The organism is Acidipila sp. EB88, from assembly GCF_003858395.1.
GTDB lineage: Bacteria > Acidobacteriota > Terriglobia > Terriglobales > Acidobacteriaceae > EB88.
In genome coordinates this window covers 3,334,478-3,351,373 of the sequence record NZ_QWEV01000005.1, presented here as the reverse complement: position 1 = coordinate 3,351,373, position 16,896 = coordinate 3,334,478, and the positions used below count along the sequence as shown (strand labels likewise).

Below are 16,896 nucleotides of genomic sequence, written 5' to 3'. Positions count from 1 at the left end.
TGCGGTGGCCGGAATCTTTCCCAATACGTTCCGAGTTTGTCTCGTGGGTTACTTTTTGGCCGACTTAAACAAATAAGCCGACATAGCTTCTCCCGGATACGATCACTCATAGGACAGAAACAAAGAGCAACGTCTCCCTTTGATAATGAGCCTCACGATGTAGCCTTGCTAGGATAATCCTCGATCCTACTAGGGAAGGACAGCACATTCCGGGCGGTGGCAGCTGCGGCCGCTACCCTCACCATCACCGCCCCGTAGCTCGCATCTTGCGAACGGTTCTTTTTGATCACCTACCATCGCATCGGGCTGTCGGTGCCGGAGAAGGGATCAAGCTTTCTAGAGACGGCGCGCGCGCAACGGAGAATAATGCAGCGCGAAGGTCTTGCCTTTCGACAAACACGCGTCGGCATGCTTCGCTTCGAGCATGTCTTTCAGACTTGGGGAATTATCGGTGGCTTCCCCCTAGACGGCGACTGAAGGTGCGGATGGTGTGGACGCACTGAATCGCTCCCTATACTCTTTTGGAGTCAACGATAGCTGTTGTAGGAAGGCGCGTCGCAACGATTGCTCATCGCGGAATCCGGTGATTTGTGCGATTTTTTTAAAAGGAAGCTCACCCGCCTCAATGTGTTGTCGGGCGGCTTCGACCCGCACGGATTGTACCCATCGGGCGGGAGTGGTACGGAAATAATGCTCGAATTGTCGGGCGAACGTTCGGGGCGTTAAAGCTACCACTTTGGCTAGTTCATGAACATCCAACTTCTTCTCCAGACGGGAAGTTACCCAGGACGGGAGCTCGCGCATGGGAGTTCCACTCACATCCGCCTGCTGTGCGAGCAAAGAACTGTACTGAGCCTGATTCCCAGGACGGCGTAGAAATAAGACCATCTCACGAGCTATACCCGCGGCGACAGAATGTCCGAGGTCTTCCTCGAGCACCGCCAATGCAAGATCGATTCCCGCACTGGTGCCGGCTGTTGTATAGACTTTCCCATCACGAATGAAGATGGGCTCCCGATCAACTCTCAAATGCTTGTGGCGCGCAACCAACTCGTCAACGTGTTGCCAATGCGTAGTCACGCGCTTTCCATCCAAGACCCCGGCTTCCGCCAAGAGAAAAGCTCCAGTGCAGACCGACGCGATGCGGTTGACATGGTTGAAGCGCCTTCTCAGCCACAGCAAGACCTCCGATTCGGGAGCGACCATTGACCCTTCGCCTCCTACCGCGATTAGGGTATCAATGGGGCCGCTATGATCAGCAAAGTAAGTGACGGGACTCAGCCGAAACCCCGACGTACTTTGTGCTTCAGAGGAACGCACGGTAGATAGAAGTTTGATCGTGTAATACTCCTTCCCGTCAAGCCTCGCCTTGGAGAACACCGACATTGGTCCGGTGAGATTTAGCATCTCGAACGGAGGAGCAACCAAGAATGCAATAACGCGAGTGCGGGTTGGCATGCTTCATCATACCTTGGCAAAGAATAAAGGTTTTGTGACACTTGCCAACTCCGAAGCGTCACTCAAGCCTGGCCGGATCTGCCCTTTTTTTGTCAATCCGACTCACGTACCGCTTCATCTAGAACTCAGCGATTGTCGATATTCGGTTGCCGTGACAGTGGTCTCGCTTGCTGTGACACGATGACGCTGCTGAGTCGAGGCCGCTCATTCCCATAGCGTAGCTATGGAGTGGTCTCAGCATAGTTCCATTCAGGAAACGCAAGACAAGTTCAACTAAGGTGAGAGGAGAAATATGGCCAATATCGCAGAAGTCAGAGATGCCACATTTGCAAGCGAGGTTTTGGCATCGCAAGAACCGGTGCTGGTTGATTTTTGGGCATCGTGGTGTGGTCCATGTCGCGCGGTAGCTCCGATTGTCGAGGAGATAGCCGCCACCTACCAGGGCAAACTGAAGGTAATGAAGATGAACGTGGATCAGAACAACCTAACGCCGGCTCAGTACGGGATCCGAGGAATCCCTGCTCTCCTTATTTTTAAGGAGGGCAAGTTGGCCGAACATATCGTTGGAAATGTGCCGAAAAGCACGATTGATCAAACGGTAAATCGGATTTTAGTCTAGCGCCAAAGCTAACGTCATAGCGGCAGCGAGCACTGCGTTATCCCGCTCGGCACTTCAGAGTGCCGAGCGGGATAACGCTAGGCGCGAACGGACGGCCTTTGCGCGGCCACATCTTCTAGAGCGCCTCCAACAAAGGCTGGTTGTTCATTACTATTCTCCCAAGTTTCTTAGGCGGCTGCTGATTCATTGCGGTCGCGTACCTAATCAGTGTCGAACGATTGAGGAGTTTCGCCAAACATCCATCGCGGTTCAGACTCGAAGTGAGATACATATGAATCAAACCCTTAGTTACAAGTGGACAGCCTCGCCGATCGGGAACTTAAAACTCGTGGCAAGCGACGAAGGACTGGTAGCAGTTTTATGGGAGCAGGAACGGCCCGGACGAGTCGTCTTGACCAACCTAAGAGAAACTCCGACCCAGCCGATCCTTCGTCAGGCGGAAAAAGAGCTTGAAGAATATTTCTCAGGTACCCGCGACGTGTTTACTGTCCCGCTAGATATGCGCGGTACTCCTTTCCAGAAGCAGGTGTGGAAGAGGCTGCTCGCAATTCCTTTTGGTGAAACGAGAACTTACGGACAGCTCGCCGAGCAACTCGGCAATACGAGAGCCACACGTGCGGTGGGAGCCGCAAATGGCCGGAACCCCATCGCTATCTTAGTTCCTTGCCACCGTGTCATTGGAGCTTCTGGAAAGTTGACTGGGTTTGCTGGTGGTCTAAGGGCCAAAGAGCGTCTCCTTCAGCTCGAAGGAATTTGGAACTCTCTTTTCTGCGACTCTGTGCGCACCTAATCTTGCTTAATGTTTGGCTTCGCAGGGCGTTATCACGAGTGCCTTTCATCTGGCGGGATCAGTTATGGTGCGGGTCCCCGTCACTGTAGCTGCCGAAACGCGGTCGGTATCAGCGCTATCTTGGCAACTAGTCAGATAGCGGTGGACATCTGAGATGACTACCGAACCTTCTCCAACCGCTGAAGCAATACGTTTCACAGAGTGCGCGCGGACGTCGCCTACAGCAAAGATGCCAGGCGAGCTAGTCGCATAGGGCGTAGGTTCGAAACCATGCTCCCCACCTGTTACTACGAACCCCTTGTCGTCCAGCTGAACGCTGCCAAATAACCAACCGGTATTCGGCTCGGCACCAATCATCACGAATACCGCTCCTATCTCGCACTCAGTAGATTCCCCGGTGACTCGATCCTTCCACGATACGTGACTGAGGGACGGCGCCCCTCCCAAGCGAACAATCTCGGAATTTGTATGCACCGAGATCTTCTTGGATTTGTCGATGCGAGAAATCAAGTACTGCGACATTGTACTTGCCAGAGAAGGCCCGCGAACGACGTGGTGAACATGCCTCGCGATGCCGGAAAGGAACAATGATGCCTGCCCGGCTGAATTGCCGCCTCCTACAACAATCACTTCGTGGTTTCGACAAAGAACCCCTTCCATCGAAGTAGCAGCGTAAAACAGACCGCGATTCTCATAATCGCGAAAGTTTTTTACGTTTAGGGTTCGATACTGAGCTCCAGTGGCAACGACGACGGCCCGGGCACAAAGGGCTTGTCCCCCGAGAAGGGTCAATCGGTGGATCCTGTTCTTTTTGCTGATCGTCACCACTGGACGAGAGATAGCGAAACGTACCCCGAACTTCAGCGCCTGCATTTGTGCTCGGATAGCCAATTGTTGACCTCCGATTCCGGTGGGAAATCCTAGATAATTCTCAATTTTCGAACTTGTCCCCGCCTGGCCACCGGGTGCGATCCCTTCGATGATCACTGTCGAAAGGCCCTCTGAAGCAGCGTAGACCGCAGACGCCAGACCTGCCGGCCCGGCGCCCACGACGATCACGTCAAATATCGCTTTAGAATCAGGAAGTTCAGTAATCCCTAGCTCATCGGCGAGGTCCGGGATCTCCGGTCTTTCCAGCACCTTTCCATTGGGAAGAGTAACGGTCGGATAACGCGTTTTAACGAGCTCTGGTCCAGTCTCTCCGACCTCGATAATCCGATGAGGATAGATATTTCGCAGGAAGAAACGCCTCAGCAAGATCATCTGCGAATCGTCGGAATGCCCAGTGACGATGGCTCCGCTAACGGCGGCCTCGACGATCTTAATTCGACGCCAAATGCAGGCCTGAACGATCAGGTTTGCTATATCGCCTTCAGCTCGCATAAGGTTCTGCAGATTTCCACGACGGATGCGGAGGAGTACGCTTGGCGCGACCGTCCGAGCCTCCACTACAGCCCCCTGAGAATTTAACAGGTTAAATTCTCCCCCGAAGTTGCCGCTCCTAATCTCGTTGTATACCTTAGTGCCGCCTGCAGCGTCGGGCATAGAGACATCAATACCGCCCTCAAGCACGACAAATAAGTCGATATTGCGATCTCCATGACTGTACAAGCAAACATCAGCGGGAACGACTTCTTCTTGCCCATAGGAGTGCAGCCTATCGATCATGTCGTCGGTAAGTTGTGGGTACGCTAGGTCGGGGCGCCACTGTGTGCCGAGCCAACTCAAGTACTCGGTACCCGGTACATCTTTAGGGTTGTTCCTAGCTTGTGTTCCATTCATGATGCCTTGCTCCATCCTCAGATCCGCTCCTGCTAAAGCGCTATCGATCATCCAGGTCTCTGCCGTCCGATAGAGTCATCCGTGACACGTTTGGACTCAGAAGAAGTGGGGCTGCGAAAGCACCCACGGTCGTCCCCTAATGGTCCCGCAGATGGTCGCCCCTTGCTGGTTGTAACGCTCAGAGTGTCGCAATTTGCCTCTTTTGTGTCCGCCTACTTGATGGGTAAAACACATCAAAAAGGACGCTTGTTATTGGAGGAAGAGATGGATAGGCGGCTCCTCGTGTTGGCTCTCGGGATGTTTGCTCTTGGCACGGATAGTTTTGTCGTTGCAGGCGTGTTGCCAGAAATCTCAAACACGTTCCATGTGAACATCGGGGTAGCAGGCCAACTGACTACCGCATACGCCATTACTTACGCCCTGATGGCACCCATTATTGCTGCAGCAGCTGCGCACGTCCCGCGGAGGCGAATGCTCCTGATTGCTCTGGCGCTTTTCAGTTTTGCCAACCTGTTTACCGCGAGCGCACCGACTTTCCCGATCGCCATCGCAAGTCGTATTCTCGCTGGGATCGGTGCTGCCATGTTTGCTCCCACAGCAACCGGAGCCGCTGCATCAATCGTTGTACCGGAACGTCGTGGGCAAGCGCTATCGATCGTTATCGCTGGATTGACATTTGCGACTGCTTTGGGAGCTCCGATCGGAGCAGTAATCGGGGGCTTAGGAGACTGGCGATGGACAATGGTATTCGTCTCAGCTCTGGCTGCAGTCTCGGCGCTAGGCGTGGGCCTACTCCTGGCGGAAGTGCCGATTCCACCTAAAATTTCTCTCAGGGCACGAATCGCACCCGTGGCAGATCCGCGCGTCGCCCTGACTCTCCTCTGCACTTGGCTTTATCAAAGCGGCCACTTTATGATCTATACCTACTTTACGGTCGTTTTTGATCGAGCAATAGATCACAATACGCTACTAACAGGAGCTCTCTTGGTTCTATGGGGCACGAGTGGTAGCCTCAGCAATCTCGTTGCAGGTCGTCTTTCTGACACCATGGGAAGCCGCAAATTAGTTCTCGGGATGTTGGTCCTTCTTGTGGCATTCCTGCTCACAGTGTCTTGGACGGGAGCTAACCTCTGGATGACCATTCCTGCGTTGGTGATTTATGGCGCAACGAGTTGGGGTCTCTTGGCGCCCCAACAACATCGATTGGTTGCTGTGGCCCCGCAGACCGCCCCTGTCGTACTTGGACTGAACACCTCATGTACCTACCTCGGTGTGACCACGGCAGGTATAGTTGGGGCGGTCGGGATTCGTTCTGTTGGAGCTCATAATCTAGGGTATTTAGGCGCGATCGGCGTACTTGTAGCCCTGATCTTCGCTGAATTAGCGACATGGAAGATCAATGCCTCCAACAACGTCCGCCGATCGGAGGACTTGGCGGCCGCCTGATCCACTTCCTGCTATTCACGCAATGATCACCGGCTCAGAAGTCTCGCTGCCAAATGTAGCGGGGCTTTCAACACGTAAGTTCCGACGTCTGACGTCTTCGTAACGGCGCGGAGGTCCTTGACCTCAATACCATCGCTTAGCGGTGGACCCAAACATGGTTCTTGCCAATCAAGATGAGAATCGACTTGCACTCGAGAGCTAAGATCACTTGCAGACGCAATGCACCAGCGTCGTTGCACGGTGCACAGCAAGTCGGGCGGCCGAGCTAGGTTTGCAGCTGACGGACTTTCTGCTCTCGCATCCTTGGGCGAAGCGCCTCCCAACGTCGTGGTATGCGATCTCGATAAGCCGATGACGAGTTGAGACGATTTCTGTGCGTCGTTAGGGGGAGATTACCCCACATCTTTATTGTGGCACGTAGCGCTTCTTGTTTCGTCGATCCGGTTCCCCAAGGTGTCGCCACAGATGCTTTTCATGCTGAAGGTCCTCGAAGCAAGGTCCGTCATCGCACTTTGCCCCGGCGGTTCAAGATGGTTTCCGGTGTGACCGAACCCCCTCGCCCTTCTGAATGGCTGCAGATCTTCACGACGTTCTTAGAGGCACAAGGGTTCCCGTGCCTGGGCCCTGTTGCGTGCGGAAGGTAGATCGGGCGACGCACAAAGATGCCGTTATCGTGCCCGATTCGTTCACATGAAAGCTGTATCGGAACTGTAGCTGTTCGGTGAAGCACATGTTCTGGTTCCTGTGACGCCATGGCTTGTCTCGTACACCCAGAGAACCGAATAAAATGCAGCTTTACTCGTCGAAGCATACCCTGTCCACTACGAGATTGATTGATCCGGCCTTCTTCATTGCTCTGGCGGTGTCCGGAAGAAAATTGTTGATCCGTGAGCTATGACCTCGCAGTGGGCCTGACCGATCTTATAAAGCGGGCACTGATGGCGAAGAATGAAGGCATAATGGCAGCATTCTGCGGTTCAACTCGCGGAGAATGATCTAAAGAAATCGATGGCGATCGATTTCTATTCATACCAACCAGCAAAAGATCCACGATTAAGACGACAACGCCTCCCCTTGAGAGGTCGAACGGCACATCTCTGCCGACCGGATACAGGCGGAAACAAAGAGCACGTGAATGGGGTCATGATCGGCGGCTCGAGGACGTAAACGGATGTTGACACCCAAGGCAGATGTGTTCATAGTTGACGACGACGTTTCGGTCCGCGAAGCCCTTGCGGCAGTTTTGCTTGACGAAGGGTTTGCCGTGGAAACCTTTGACTCGGCAGAAGAAGTATTGGCCGGTGTGCGCAGGCTTTGTCCCTATTCAGTTGTTTTGGATGTAAACCTGCCAGGCTTGAATGGGTTGGAGCTTCAGGGACTTCTTCACGTTGAGTGCCCATCCCTACCGATCATCTTTATCACCGGCATCGGAAACATCCCAATGTCCGTGAGGGCGATGAAAAATGGGGCTGCTGAGTTCCTTGCCAAACCTTTTTCAGACCGCGCGCTGCTCGAGGCTGTTCGGACAGCAGTCGAGACAGGTAAGCGAAGTCAAGTAGCAGTGGAAGACTTGAAGAGCTTGAGGCTGAGGTATTCGCACCTGACTCCGCGTGAACGCGCCGTATTTCTCTTGGTAGTAGCTGGGCTAGCCAACAAAAACGTTGGCTTCGAGCTAGGCATTAGCGAAATTACGGTGAAAGCGCACCGTGGCAGCGTAATGCGCAAACTACAAGCAGACTCATTAGCGGCTTTGATCCAGATGGCGATCAAACTCAGTGTTCTCCAAGATGGTCCAAGTTCAAGCGCGGTGTAAAGGGGTACTATCAAGCGGGCTTGTGGCAAAGGCGAAGCAATGGAACCGATTCATTATCCTTGAGGAGGCAGGATTGTCTAATGTGGAGATGAGGGTGAATGATGAGGAATCACCCGTAACCATGACCTCGACTTCCAGCGCGACTCGAAAGACAGAAGATCACGCACCTGCTTTAAGTTCGACCGCCGCTGATCTGCAATCCCAAAATGCCTTACTCAGAGCTGAGATCGACGATTTGGCCACACAGCTCCGTATGCGGCACGACGAGAAAGCGGCGGCGAGCGAAGAGGAGGTCAAGCGCATTGTCAATTCCATGCCGATGCTCGTATGGTCGGCACACCCAAATGGAATGGTCGATTTCTCGAGCGAGAAGTGGCTAGACTATACCGGCATGACCGCGGAAACCGCGCTAGGAGCCGGCTGGCTCGCCGCATTTCACCCGGATGATGTTGAGCTAAGCCTTAGACGCTGGCTGGGGCTGATGGCTTCGGGTGCCGTCGAATCGGCGGAGGTTGAGGTGCGAGTTCGGCGATATGATGGCCAATACCGGTGGTTCCTCGTAAGTGCATACGCTTTTAAGAATGGCTCGGGAGTGATTCAGAGGTGGTTTGGCTCTAATATCGATATCCATGATCGAAAGCTAGCCGAAGACGAAGTTCGGCGCAGCGAGATGTGCCTCTCATCAGCTCAACGTATTGGCAACGTCGGAAGTTTTTCATGGTCCGGCGGAGAAGACACCCTCAGATGCTCTGAAGAGTTCTATCGCATTCTCGGACTCGAAGTGGGAACATCAGTGACCTTCGGGCGAATCCTGGAGCGCGTGCATCCTGATGGGCGCTTTCAGGTGATGTCACTGAGGAACCAGAGGTTTGCCAAACCCCACGAGCACGAGAACCGACTAATCATGAAAGATGGTTCTGAGAAATGCGTCCTTGTGAAGATTAGCCGAAGAGAAAGCGTCGGAGGGGCTTTCGCATACCACGGCGCAATAGCTGACATCACCGAGAAACGAAAAAGCGAGGATGCTTTAGCCCAAGCGAGAGCAGATCTAGCCGCAGTCGCGCACGCGGCATCCATGGGGGAGATGGCGGCCTCCATAGCACACGAAGTGAGCCAGCCTCTCTTGGGAATCCTCACGAATGCGGAACTTGCGCTTCGAAAGCTAAGCAGCGAGAACCTTCGGATCGACGAAGCAAGCCAAGCGATCAGGCGCGTGATCCGTGACGCAAACAGAGCCTCCGATGTGATTCGCCGGTTGCGAGACCTCTACAGTCGCCGAGGGTCCGCACACGAAGTGGTCGATTTGAACGACGCGCTGCACGAGGTGCTTGACTTGTCGCGCTCTGAACTGAAACGCGAGAGGATCGCGGTGTCCCGAGAGCCGAGTTTGCGAGCGATCCAAGTTAAGGGTGACCGCATTCAGCTGCAACAAGTAATGCTCAACCTCTTGCGCAATGCAATCGAATCCTTGGCTAGCACGCCAGAAGCAAACCGCACGATTTTGATCCGGACCTATGAGACCGCAGGTCAGGTCACACTGTTGTTAGAAGACTCTGGTAAAGGGTTCACTCCTGAAGATTCACGGAAGCTTTTCGATTCATTCTTTTCGACGAAACCGGGTGGTATGGGCATCGGATTGTCGATTAGCAGGTCCATAATCGAGGCTCACCGAGGTGTCCTTTGGGCCCGCAACAACGATCTTGGCGGCGCGACCTTCGGCTTCGATCTCCGAGCAGCGACCCACACCTTAACTGCAGGCTCCGGGTCATAAGGAAGATGTCAGTTCCTCATATCGGCCATCATGTCGCCAGGGAGACACACTCGAAGAACATGTCGAGCGCGATAAAGCCTTGCTTTAACGGCTGACACTGACATGCCTAATTGACTTGCTATTTCCTCCATTGACAATTCGTCGTCCGCGCGGAGATGCAGAACCTGCTTAGAAATCGGGTCAAGAGACTCGGCTACATTTGCGATCTGGCGCAACTTCTCGTCTGCACAATAGAGATCTTCAGCGGACCAGCTCTTATCCGGAATCTCGTGAAGCTGCTCACTGCCGTCCCAATCGTTCTGTTTCTCAATCGATGCTTCACGCAGGTTGTTGCGCTTCCGGACCCTTACTAACGCCGCATTGATCGCAATTCTGCTGAGCCAAGTGTAAACGTGGCATCGTCTCTCGAACAGAGGCAGTGCTATGTAAGCGTTGCAGAGCGCATCTTGAAGCGCATCTTCAGCATCTTCATGGTGTCGGGTGATGGCGATAATCTGCTTGAATAGCCGTCGAGAGTAAATCTTCTCCAACTCTTCGAACACAAATGGACGGTCCGCCTGATCTAGTGGTTGTCGGACCCCGCTTGGCGACCGACCGTCAGGGGTTTGTTCTGGGAGATCATTGACACAGATCGCATCTTGCATGATTACCTCCTACAAACCGCGACGCGAAACTCCTTTCGAGCTCAGAGACCATGCCTCCTTTCATTTCGCTAAGCTGCTACGAAGGGTCGAGGCACCGGCTTGACTCGCTATGTGTTCGCCACGTCACGGCTACGTGTTGCTCAGGAGGATTACAACAAAGCTGAGACTTCAGCGATATTATCTGATGGTATGGGGTGTGGAGTCTTGGGAGTCCGACACGAGGCTAATGACGAGCTTCTCTTCCCCAGGTTGTGTTTAAGCATTTCGTCGCCCAGACATACCGAGGGCTAGCCCAATTGCTTCTAGAAGTTCTCTGTCATGAAATGGCTTCATTAGGCAAGCTACAGCTCCCTCCTCGATCACCGCCTGGCGGATCGCATCGTTCTGAGTTGCGGTTATGAATATGATCGGGGGCGTGAAGTTCACCCGTCGCAGCATGCGCTGCAGTTCCCAGCCGCTCATTCTTGGCATGGCCATGTCAAGGATGAGGCAGCTCGTACCCAGCACATCAGCCGAAGACAGATATTCTTCTGCCGAAGCGTAGGATCTCGATTGATAGCCGCATTCTTGAATGAGCTCCGGCAAAGATTCTCGTACCGACTGATCGTCATCGACGACAATGATCGTTGCTATCTGATCCATTAAGGTCCTTTCCGGGCTGCGCCGGACAGCTCATGTGAGCTACATATAACAGCCCAGTAGTCTTCTCTTGCAAAGGCGGTAGATGTAGCCGCTAACGCTTCGTCGCACATTTGGACCATCTTGGCTTTAGCTGCTAAACCGTTGGCCTCTAAACTTCTTTAGTCGGCTAGGCCCCAGTGGGAATCCGTTGGACTTTAGTGTCGACTGAACAATGGTTTCACCTGGTTACAGGTGATCGCGTGGTTCCAAGTGTTTCGAACGACATTCACCATCTTCTTTAGAGTCGCCGGCGTAGGGCGTAGTGTCTCCATAGTGCCACTGCTGCGTACCCGCGTAACGGTCGGAGCGCTGAAATCTCCAGATCCTTATTTCGCGTGAGCTCTTGCTTCAGGACATAGTCCGTCGAGGGAAACGCGTCATCGTCTCCAAAACCGCGGAGAGCTGCATATTCAGCTGTCCAGACACCAATGCCCCCGATGTTGCGGAGTGCTCGCTTCAAGCCGACGGTGTCAGCGTTCGCCTCTAAGACTAGCGTTCCTTGATCGATCGCCGCGGCTAAGACAGAGAGGGTGGAACGCCGTTTGGCTGAGGTACGAATCCCCGAAAGGTTCGAGTTGGCAATCTCCCTCGCTGAAGGAAAAAGATAGATTCGTTCGGCGGTTTTGGGATGGACGACGCGACGACCTGCCAAAGTCATCAGTTCTTCGATCAGAATCTTGCCGAAGTTGACAGACACCACTTGACCAAGGACGGCCGCAAAAACAGTCTCAAAACCGCTCCATGTACGCGCCAACCGGATACCGGGGTTACGTTTCCATATTACAGATAAAGGCCGGCTCCTTTGCATGTGAACATCCAGATAAGCAGGGCTGACGTCGAGATCGAACATTTGTCGTACACGAGCGATGATAGAGGCTAACTCTACTTCCGTGCCATTCCAGAGGGAGAGTCGGAGGCCATTGTCTTTCGCACTGTGATCGACACGGAACCACCCGAGGCCGTTGGCGGTCTCCAAGACACGTTCGTATCCGAGATCGTCGACTGCTTCGAGACCTGGAAGAGAGTGATGTCTAAAGAAGCTGAGACAGGACTCCCAATCGTAAGGGGGGTATACGGTAACAGTCTTGAGAATACGGCGGCCTGCGGGGTCATCGGCTTACTCAGCGATACGAGCTGGGGCGATGGGCGACCTCGTCTCGGGAGATCGAGCTAGTCTTTTCCGTTTTCCTCGCTGCGAAAACGCGGCAGGAAGTGCACTCGTAGGAGCAAATGGCCATTTTTTGTGACTGGGGGTGCGGAGTCTTACCGCATCCTTAAGATGCAGGTTTACTAACCAGCATATGCGACACCTCGAATAACGGCGAGCTGTCACTCATCGGAGTGGGCTTCCGGCGAGACGGATGCCTTAAACCTGTTTAAGGGGAGCTTACCTATTCAGTGTCAGGCATCCTAAGGCTACCGAAGCGATCACGGTACTCTTTCGGCGTGAGTTTGAGCTGTTGAATGAATGCGCGGCGCAGGGACTGCTCATCCTTGAATCCGGTGAGCCCCGCGATGATCTTCAGGGGCTGTTCTTTGGTTGCTAGAAGGCTACAAGCGGCTTCGATCCTGAGTGATTGAATCCACCGCGCTGGCGTTGTTCGAAAATGCACCTCGAATTGACGCGCGAAGGTGCGAGGTGTCATCGATACCGAGTTGGCTAAGGCGCTGACATCCAGCTTTTCCGTGAGATTCGCTTTCACCCAGGCTGGCAGATCTCTTAGGGGTGTTCCCCGGACATCCGCCTGTTGAGCAAGCAACCTGCTGTATTGGGTCTCCATGCTGGGACGGCGCAAATAGAGCACGAGTGTATGGGCGATAGTCGCCGCGGCATTGCCCCCTAAATCTTCTTCCACGATCTCGAGCGCGAGATCAATCCCCGCGGTAACCCCAGCTGTCGTATAAACGTTGCCATCCTTGATAAAGACCCTATCTCTGTCGACCTTCAGGTGAGGGTAAAGAGCCGCGAGCTTTGGAGCGTGGTGCCAGTGAGTAGTAACGACCTTGTCATCAAGCAGACCAGTGGGTGCAAGAAGAAATACGCCCACACACACACCGACCAGGCGCTGTACATGTGGCGCCCTCCTCCGTATCCAACGAAGAACCTCGGGTCTGGGCTCCGCAAATGCCGACTCACCGCCAAGGATCACCAGAGTGTCGATTGAGCCCGAGTATTCTGAGTACGGGATGCAATGGCTCAAGACGAGCCCGCCGCGCCCGTGAGCCTCGACTTTCGCATCGGCGCATAAGATTCTTGTTTGATACGCGGGTTTACCCTCGATCTTTGGATAGGAGAACACGGAGGCCATCGCCACCAGACTCAAGAGGTCTCCTGGAGAATCTATCAGAAAGACGATGGTGCGAAGGTGTTTGGGCATAGATAAGCGTGACCAGGGAACCTGCCATCCGCACAGGAATGCGATTCCAGGCTGCTGGAGCTCGACCGCTAAACGGGAGAGCTCGCGTGTAGTCGACCTTTCCGTTCGAGATTTCTCATAAACCGCAAGTACCCGCCAAGACTCGCCGAAATCACCCTGTAATAGACCCCTTGACCTTCTCTCCGTGATCCAATGAGACCGGCTTCAGAGAGAACTCTGAGATGATGCGACACGGTCGACGCCTGCACGGGGGTATCAACACCGACATCCCCGCATCTCATTTCGCCCGCATCGATGATGTGCCTGTAAATCACAAAGCGAGTGGGGTCACCCAGCGCTCTTGCGATTCGCAACGCACGTAGGTCGTCAATCGAATCCATCGCCGTCCCAGCAGACCTCACTCGGTGATTGATTCCTCACCTTCGTCTCTCGTTCCTTTGATAACCGAGACGCAAAGATAGTCACATGATTCCGGTTCGCTCGTCGGCTGACCGCTTTTCCTTCCGATACAAAGCTAGCGCCGCGTACATGAAGGCAAGTGAGAACCGCTTTGATCATGCAAGTCTCTGCAAAGGAACGTGTTAATCGGCATTTAGTGCATCGCAAAGGAACCCGCGGATCGTCGGCAGTTCGATCGAAGATGTTGTGGGACCCCTGTGCAATGGAGAAACCTGTCAGTTTTTGCGCTTTTTTTGGCATATCCAGCTGGTTCAGAACATTGTCAAAGGACGCATCGAGGGCGACTTGCAGTCGCTCCCTCGCTAAGGAGCCCTACAGATGCTTTTCACCCATCGCAATCCGGACATGACACTCGACCACAAGCGTACTGCGCTGGTGTTGGTCGACATGCAAAATGAATTCTTTGAAGAGAGGCCCGGTACTTACTACGAGTTGATCGCGGACGCGCTCAAGGAGCGTAGTGTGATCCAACATACCGAGCAACTGCTGAAGGCGGCGCGGGACCTGGGCTACTACATCCTTCACTCTCCACACTGGTATTACCCCACTGATTTTCAGTGGGTGGTTCCAGGCGGAGCAATTGCGCACTATCTTGGCGGAATCGGGTTCTGCGGACGCAAAGATCCAGTTGACCTCGAGGGCTTTGAAGGCTCCCGGGCCGACTACTACGAGCCTTTCAAAAAGTACCTGCTGGATGGGCACACCTGCAATACCTCACCCCATAAACACTTCGGTTGCGAAGCAAACGACATGATCAAGCAGCTCCGCATGCGCAAAGTGGAAAAGGTCATCATGGCCGGTCCGGCTGCGAACATCTGTCTCGAGTCACATATGCGAGACATTATCGAAGCCGGAATGGAAGTAGCGATGATTCGCGACGCGGTCGCGGCTCCAAAGAATGAAGAGGGCGACGGCTACCAGGCGGCAATGGTGAACTATCGCTTCATGGCCAACGCTCTGTGGACAACGCAAGAAGCCATTCACAAGATGAAAGAAGCGGCGACGGCTTAAGTTTGCCGCCTTATCCTCCCTCCTCCCGCAATAAGCAGGGATAGCGTGTAGCGCCGAGGGTCGCGTAACCTTCAGCGCTAGCGTCGTCGAAAGCAAGCCAAGTACAACCATGAAAGGTACAACCCATGTCGAAGACAATCCTCATCACGGGGGCATCTGGCGGATTCGGAGCCGATTCTGCAAAGACTTTAGCTAAAGCAGGACATCGCGTATTTGCAAGCATGCGAGATCTAAACGCGACGGCGGCGGCCACACTTGTCGCCGAATTCCAGTCGGTGGGAATTGAAACGCTCGAGCTTGACGTCACAAGAGAAACGAGCATTGATGCTGCCGTCAACGCCTTGCTTGCTGAGACTGGTGGTGAACTGGACGTCTTGATTAACAACGCTGGCGTGTTCTTTGCGGGCATATCTGAGACATTCTCGCCTGACCAGCTCAAGAACATGTTCGAGGTCAATGTCTTCGGTGTTCAACGTGTAATTCGGGCTGCGCTGCCGCACATGCGGAAGCGTCACAGCGGGCTCATCATCAACATAGGATCGATCCTAGGTAGACTCACAATTCCCTTTGTCGGCCTCTACGGGGCCTCAAAGCACGCACTTGAGGCGCTCACTGACAGCTACCGTTACGAACTATCCCAGCTCGGAATCGACGTCGTCTTAGTCCAGCCAGGACCGTTTGCAACGAATCTATATGCCGCTCCACAGCAGCCAGCAGATCCCGAGCGTGCAAGCGGATATGCAGACGTCGCGGCGCTTCCCGCAAAGATCGGGGAGGTCCTTGGCGGTTTTTTTCATAGCGGCAATGCGCCCGAGCCACACGAAGTGGCGAAGGAACTCGCGAAGCTAGTTGAGACTCCTGCTGGTAACCGACCCGCTCGGGTAACGGTAGGCGCTGCATTCGGGGCCGATACTGCAAATACTGCCCTTGAGCCCATCCAAGCAGCACTAGTTCACGGCTTCGGTTTCGATCAACTGGCGGCCCTAAAGTAATCGCAGGCGGCTTCTATCCTTCTAAAAGCTATGCCTTGTCATGTCATCGTCGGGTGGCAGCAAGATCGGGAGATCATTCAATGAGCACAGAACGCAAAGTTGTTGTCGTCACCGGTTCGTCCTCTGGGTTGGGCAAAGCCTTTGTCGAGGCCTACCTTGCGCGCGGTTGGCGCGCTGTTGGTAATGCACGGGAGATTGCTCCTTCCAACACTCCGGATTACATCACGATCCCCGGTGATATCGGAGACCCTGTTATAGCTCGAAGAGTGGTACAGACTGCGATCGATACATATGGCCGAGTCGACACCCTCATCAACAACGCTGGCATTTGGCGCCCCGGCAAGGTCGAGGAGATTTCGGAAGATCTCTTTCGTGAAGTGATGAGAACAAACCTTGATAGTGTCTTTTTCGCGACTCAGGTAGCCGTGCCTGCCATGAAGAAGCAGGGAGGTGGTCACATCGTGCAGATTTCAACCAGCCTTGTTGAGCACGCGCTGCAGACCGTTCCCGCGGTTCTTGCATCCCTATCTAAGGGTGCTTGCGTCGCTGCAACGCGTGGCCTGGCGATGGAACTTGCATCTAGCAATATCAGGGTCAATACCATCTCTCTCGGTATCGTTGAAACCCCATTGCACAAGAACTCTAACCCAGATGATCTACGTTGGTTCTCGCCGATGAACCGCAACGGCAAGATCGAGGACGTAGTGCGCGCCATGAACTACCTAGAGGATGCGAATTACGTGACAGGCGAAATTCACTATGTCGATGGTGGTCGCACCGCTGGGCATTGAATGCTGTATAGGCTTTCACTGTGACAACTCTTCTCTTCAAGATCGCTGCCCGCAGTCGTCATACGGGCAGCATTGTTGTCGAGAAAAGCGATGAAGACTTTACGACAAGCATTCGACTAACCGCCTAAGGTGACTCGCATCAGGTTGTGAGGCTCGTCGATGTCGCCGAAGTCGGTTCGCCTAATGCAAATAAGATCGTCATCGGAGTCGAAGCGGTCCTAATGGCGCCATCCGCTTTGTATATGGTCGCCGGGTGGCTAC

Annotated in this window: 15 protein-coding genes; 8 read left to right on the top strand and 7 right to left on the bottom strand. The window is 53.9% G+C overall.

The annotated features are described in order from the left end of the window. Positions 1-462: 462 nt before the first annotated feature. Entirely contained in the window at positions 463-1,458 is a 996-nt protein-coding gene (locus D1Y84_RS14175) for a GlxA family transcriptional regulator (RefSeq protein ID WP_124849271.1), read from the bottom strand. A gap of 292 nt (positions 1,459-1,750) precedes the next feature. Between D1Y84_RS14175 and trxA the strand changes: the two genes are divergently transcribed. Then, positions 1,751-2,077, top strand: a complete 327-nt coding sequence (gene trxA / locus D1Y84_RS14170; protein WP_124849270.1) for a thioredoxin — start codon at positions 1,751-1,753, stop codon at positions 2,075-2,077. Positions 2,078-2,348: 271 nt separating this feature from the next. Next, positions 2,349-2,867, top strand: coding sequence for a methylated-DNA--[protein]-cysteine S-methyltransferase (locus D1Y84_RS14165; RefSeq protein ID WP_124849269.1), 519 nt, complete (start codon positions 2,349-2,351; stop codon positions 2,865-2,867). A gap of 45 nt (positions 2,868-2,912) precedes the next feature. Here the strand turns inward: D1Y84_RS14165 and D1Y84_RS14160 are convergent, their stop codons facing one another. Beyond that, positions 2,913-4,664 (bottom strand): cyclic nucleotide-binding domain-containing thioredoxin-disulfide reductase, encoded by a 1,752-nt coding sequence (locus D1Y84_RS14160; protein WP_233581427.1) that lies wholly within the window; start codon positions 4,662-4,664, stop codon positions 2,913-2,915. Positions 4,665-4,811: 147 nt separating this feature from the next. On the opposite strand from D1Y84_RS14160, the gene D1Y84_RS14155 reads away from it, so the two are divergent. The 3 genes from D1Y84_RS14155 to D1Y84_RS14145 all read left to right on the top strand — a co-directional run bounded on the left by D1Y84_RS14155 (position 4,812) and on the right by D1Y84_RS14145 (position 9,679). Beyond that, a complete protein-coding gene (locus D1Y84_RS14155) occupies positions 4,812-6,095 on the top strand; it encodes an MFS transporter (RefSeq protein ID WP_199726415.1) in 1,284 nt (427 codons plus the stop codon). Between the two features lie 1,171 nt (positions 6,096-7,266). Further along, positions 7,267-7,908 carry a response regulator transcription factor gene (locus D1Y84_RS14150; RefSeq protein ID WP_124849268.1) on the top strand — a complete coding sequence of 214 codons (642 nt, stop codon included), beginning with the start codon at positions 7,267-7,269 and terminating at the stop codon, positions 7,906-7,908. Between the two features lie 22 nt (positions 7,909-7,930). Next, positions 7,931-9,679: a PAS domain-containing protein gene (locus tag D1Y84_RS14145; RefSeq protein WP_158615494.1), complete on the top strand. Its 1,749-nt coding sequence runs from the start codon at positions 7,931-7,933 to the stop codon at positions 9,677-9,679. A gap of 8 nt (positions 9,680-9,687) precedes the next feature. On the opposite strand, the gene D1Y84_RS14140 is transcribed toward D1Y84_RS14145, so the two are convergent. The 5 genes from D1Y84_RS14140 to D1Y84_RS18995 all read right to left on the bottom strand — a co-directional run bounded on the left by D1Y84_RS14140 (position 9,688) and on the right by D1Y84_RS18995 (position 13,762). Then, positions 9,688-10,323 (bottom strand): RNA polymerase sigma factor, encoded by a 636-nt coding sequence (locus tag D1Y84_RS14140; RefSeq protein WP_124849266.1) that lies wholly within the window; start codon positions 10,321-10,323, stop codon positions 9,688-9,690. A gap of 255 nt (positions 10,324-10,578) precedes the next feature. Then, positions 10,579-10,965: a response regulator transcription factor gene (locus tag D1Y84_RS14135; RefSeq protein ID WP_124849265.1), complete on the bottom strand. Its 387-nt coding sequence runs from the start codon at positions 10,963-10,965 to the stop codon at positions 10,579-10,581. 277 nt (positions 10,966-11,242) lie between these two features. Next, positions 11,243-12,097: a DNA-3-methyladenine glycosylase gene (locus tag D1Y84_RS14130; RefSeq protein ID WP_124849264.1), complete on the bottom strand. Its 855-nt coding sequence runs from the start codon at positions 12,095-12,097 to the stop codon at positions 11,243-11,245. A gap of 298 nt (positions 12,098-12,395) precedes the next feature. Next, positions 12,396-13,319, bottom strand: coding sequence for a GlxA family transcriptional regulator (locus D1Y84_RS14125; protein ID WP_233581583.1), 924 nt, complete (start codon positions 13,317-13,319; stop codon positions 12,396-12,398). Positions 13,320-13,450: 131 nt separating this feature from the next. Next, complete coding sequence (locus tag D1Y84_RS18995) at positions 13,451-13,762, bottom strand: metalloregulator ArsR/SmtB family transcription factor (protein WP_124849262.1); 312 nt, start codon at positions 13,760-13,762, stop codon at positions 13,451-13,453. Positions 13,763-14,159: 397 nt separating this feature from the next. On the opposite strand from D1Y84_RS18995, the gene D1Y84_RS14115 reads away from it, so the two are divergent. The 3 genes from D1Y84_RS14115 (at position 14,160) to D1Y84_RS14105 (ending at position 16,635) form a co-directional block, all read left to right on the top strand. After that, positions 14,160-14,852, top strand: a complete 693-nt coding sequence (locus D1Y84_RS14115) for an isochorismatase family protein (protein WP_124849261.1) — start codon at positions 14,160-14,162, stop codon at positions 14,850-14,852. A 125-nt stretch (positions 14,853-14,977) separates the two neighbouring features. Then, positions 14,978-15,844: an SDR family oxidoreductase gene (locus tag D1Y84_RS14110; protein WP_124849260.1), complete on the top strand. Its 867-nt coding sequence runs from the start codon at positions 14,978-14,980 to the stop codon at positions 15,842-15,844. Between the two features lie 80 nt (positions 15,845-15,924). Next, positions 15,925-16,635, top strand: coding sequence for an SDR family NAD(P)-dependent oxidoreductase (locus D1Y84_RS14105; protein WP_124849259.1), 711 nt, complete (start codon positions 15,925-15,927; stop codon positions 16,633-16,635). The last annotated feature ends 261 nt before the right edge of the window (positions 16,636-16,896 follow it).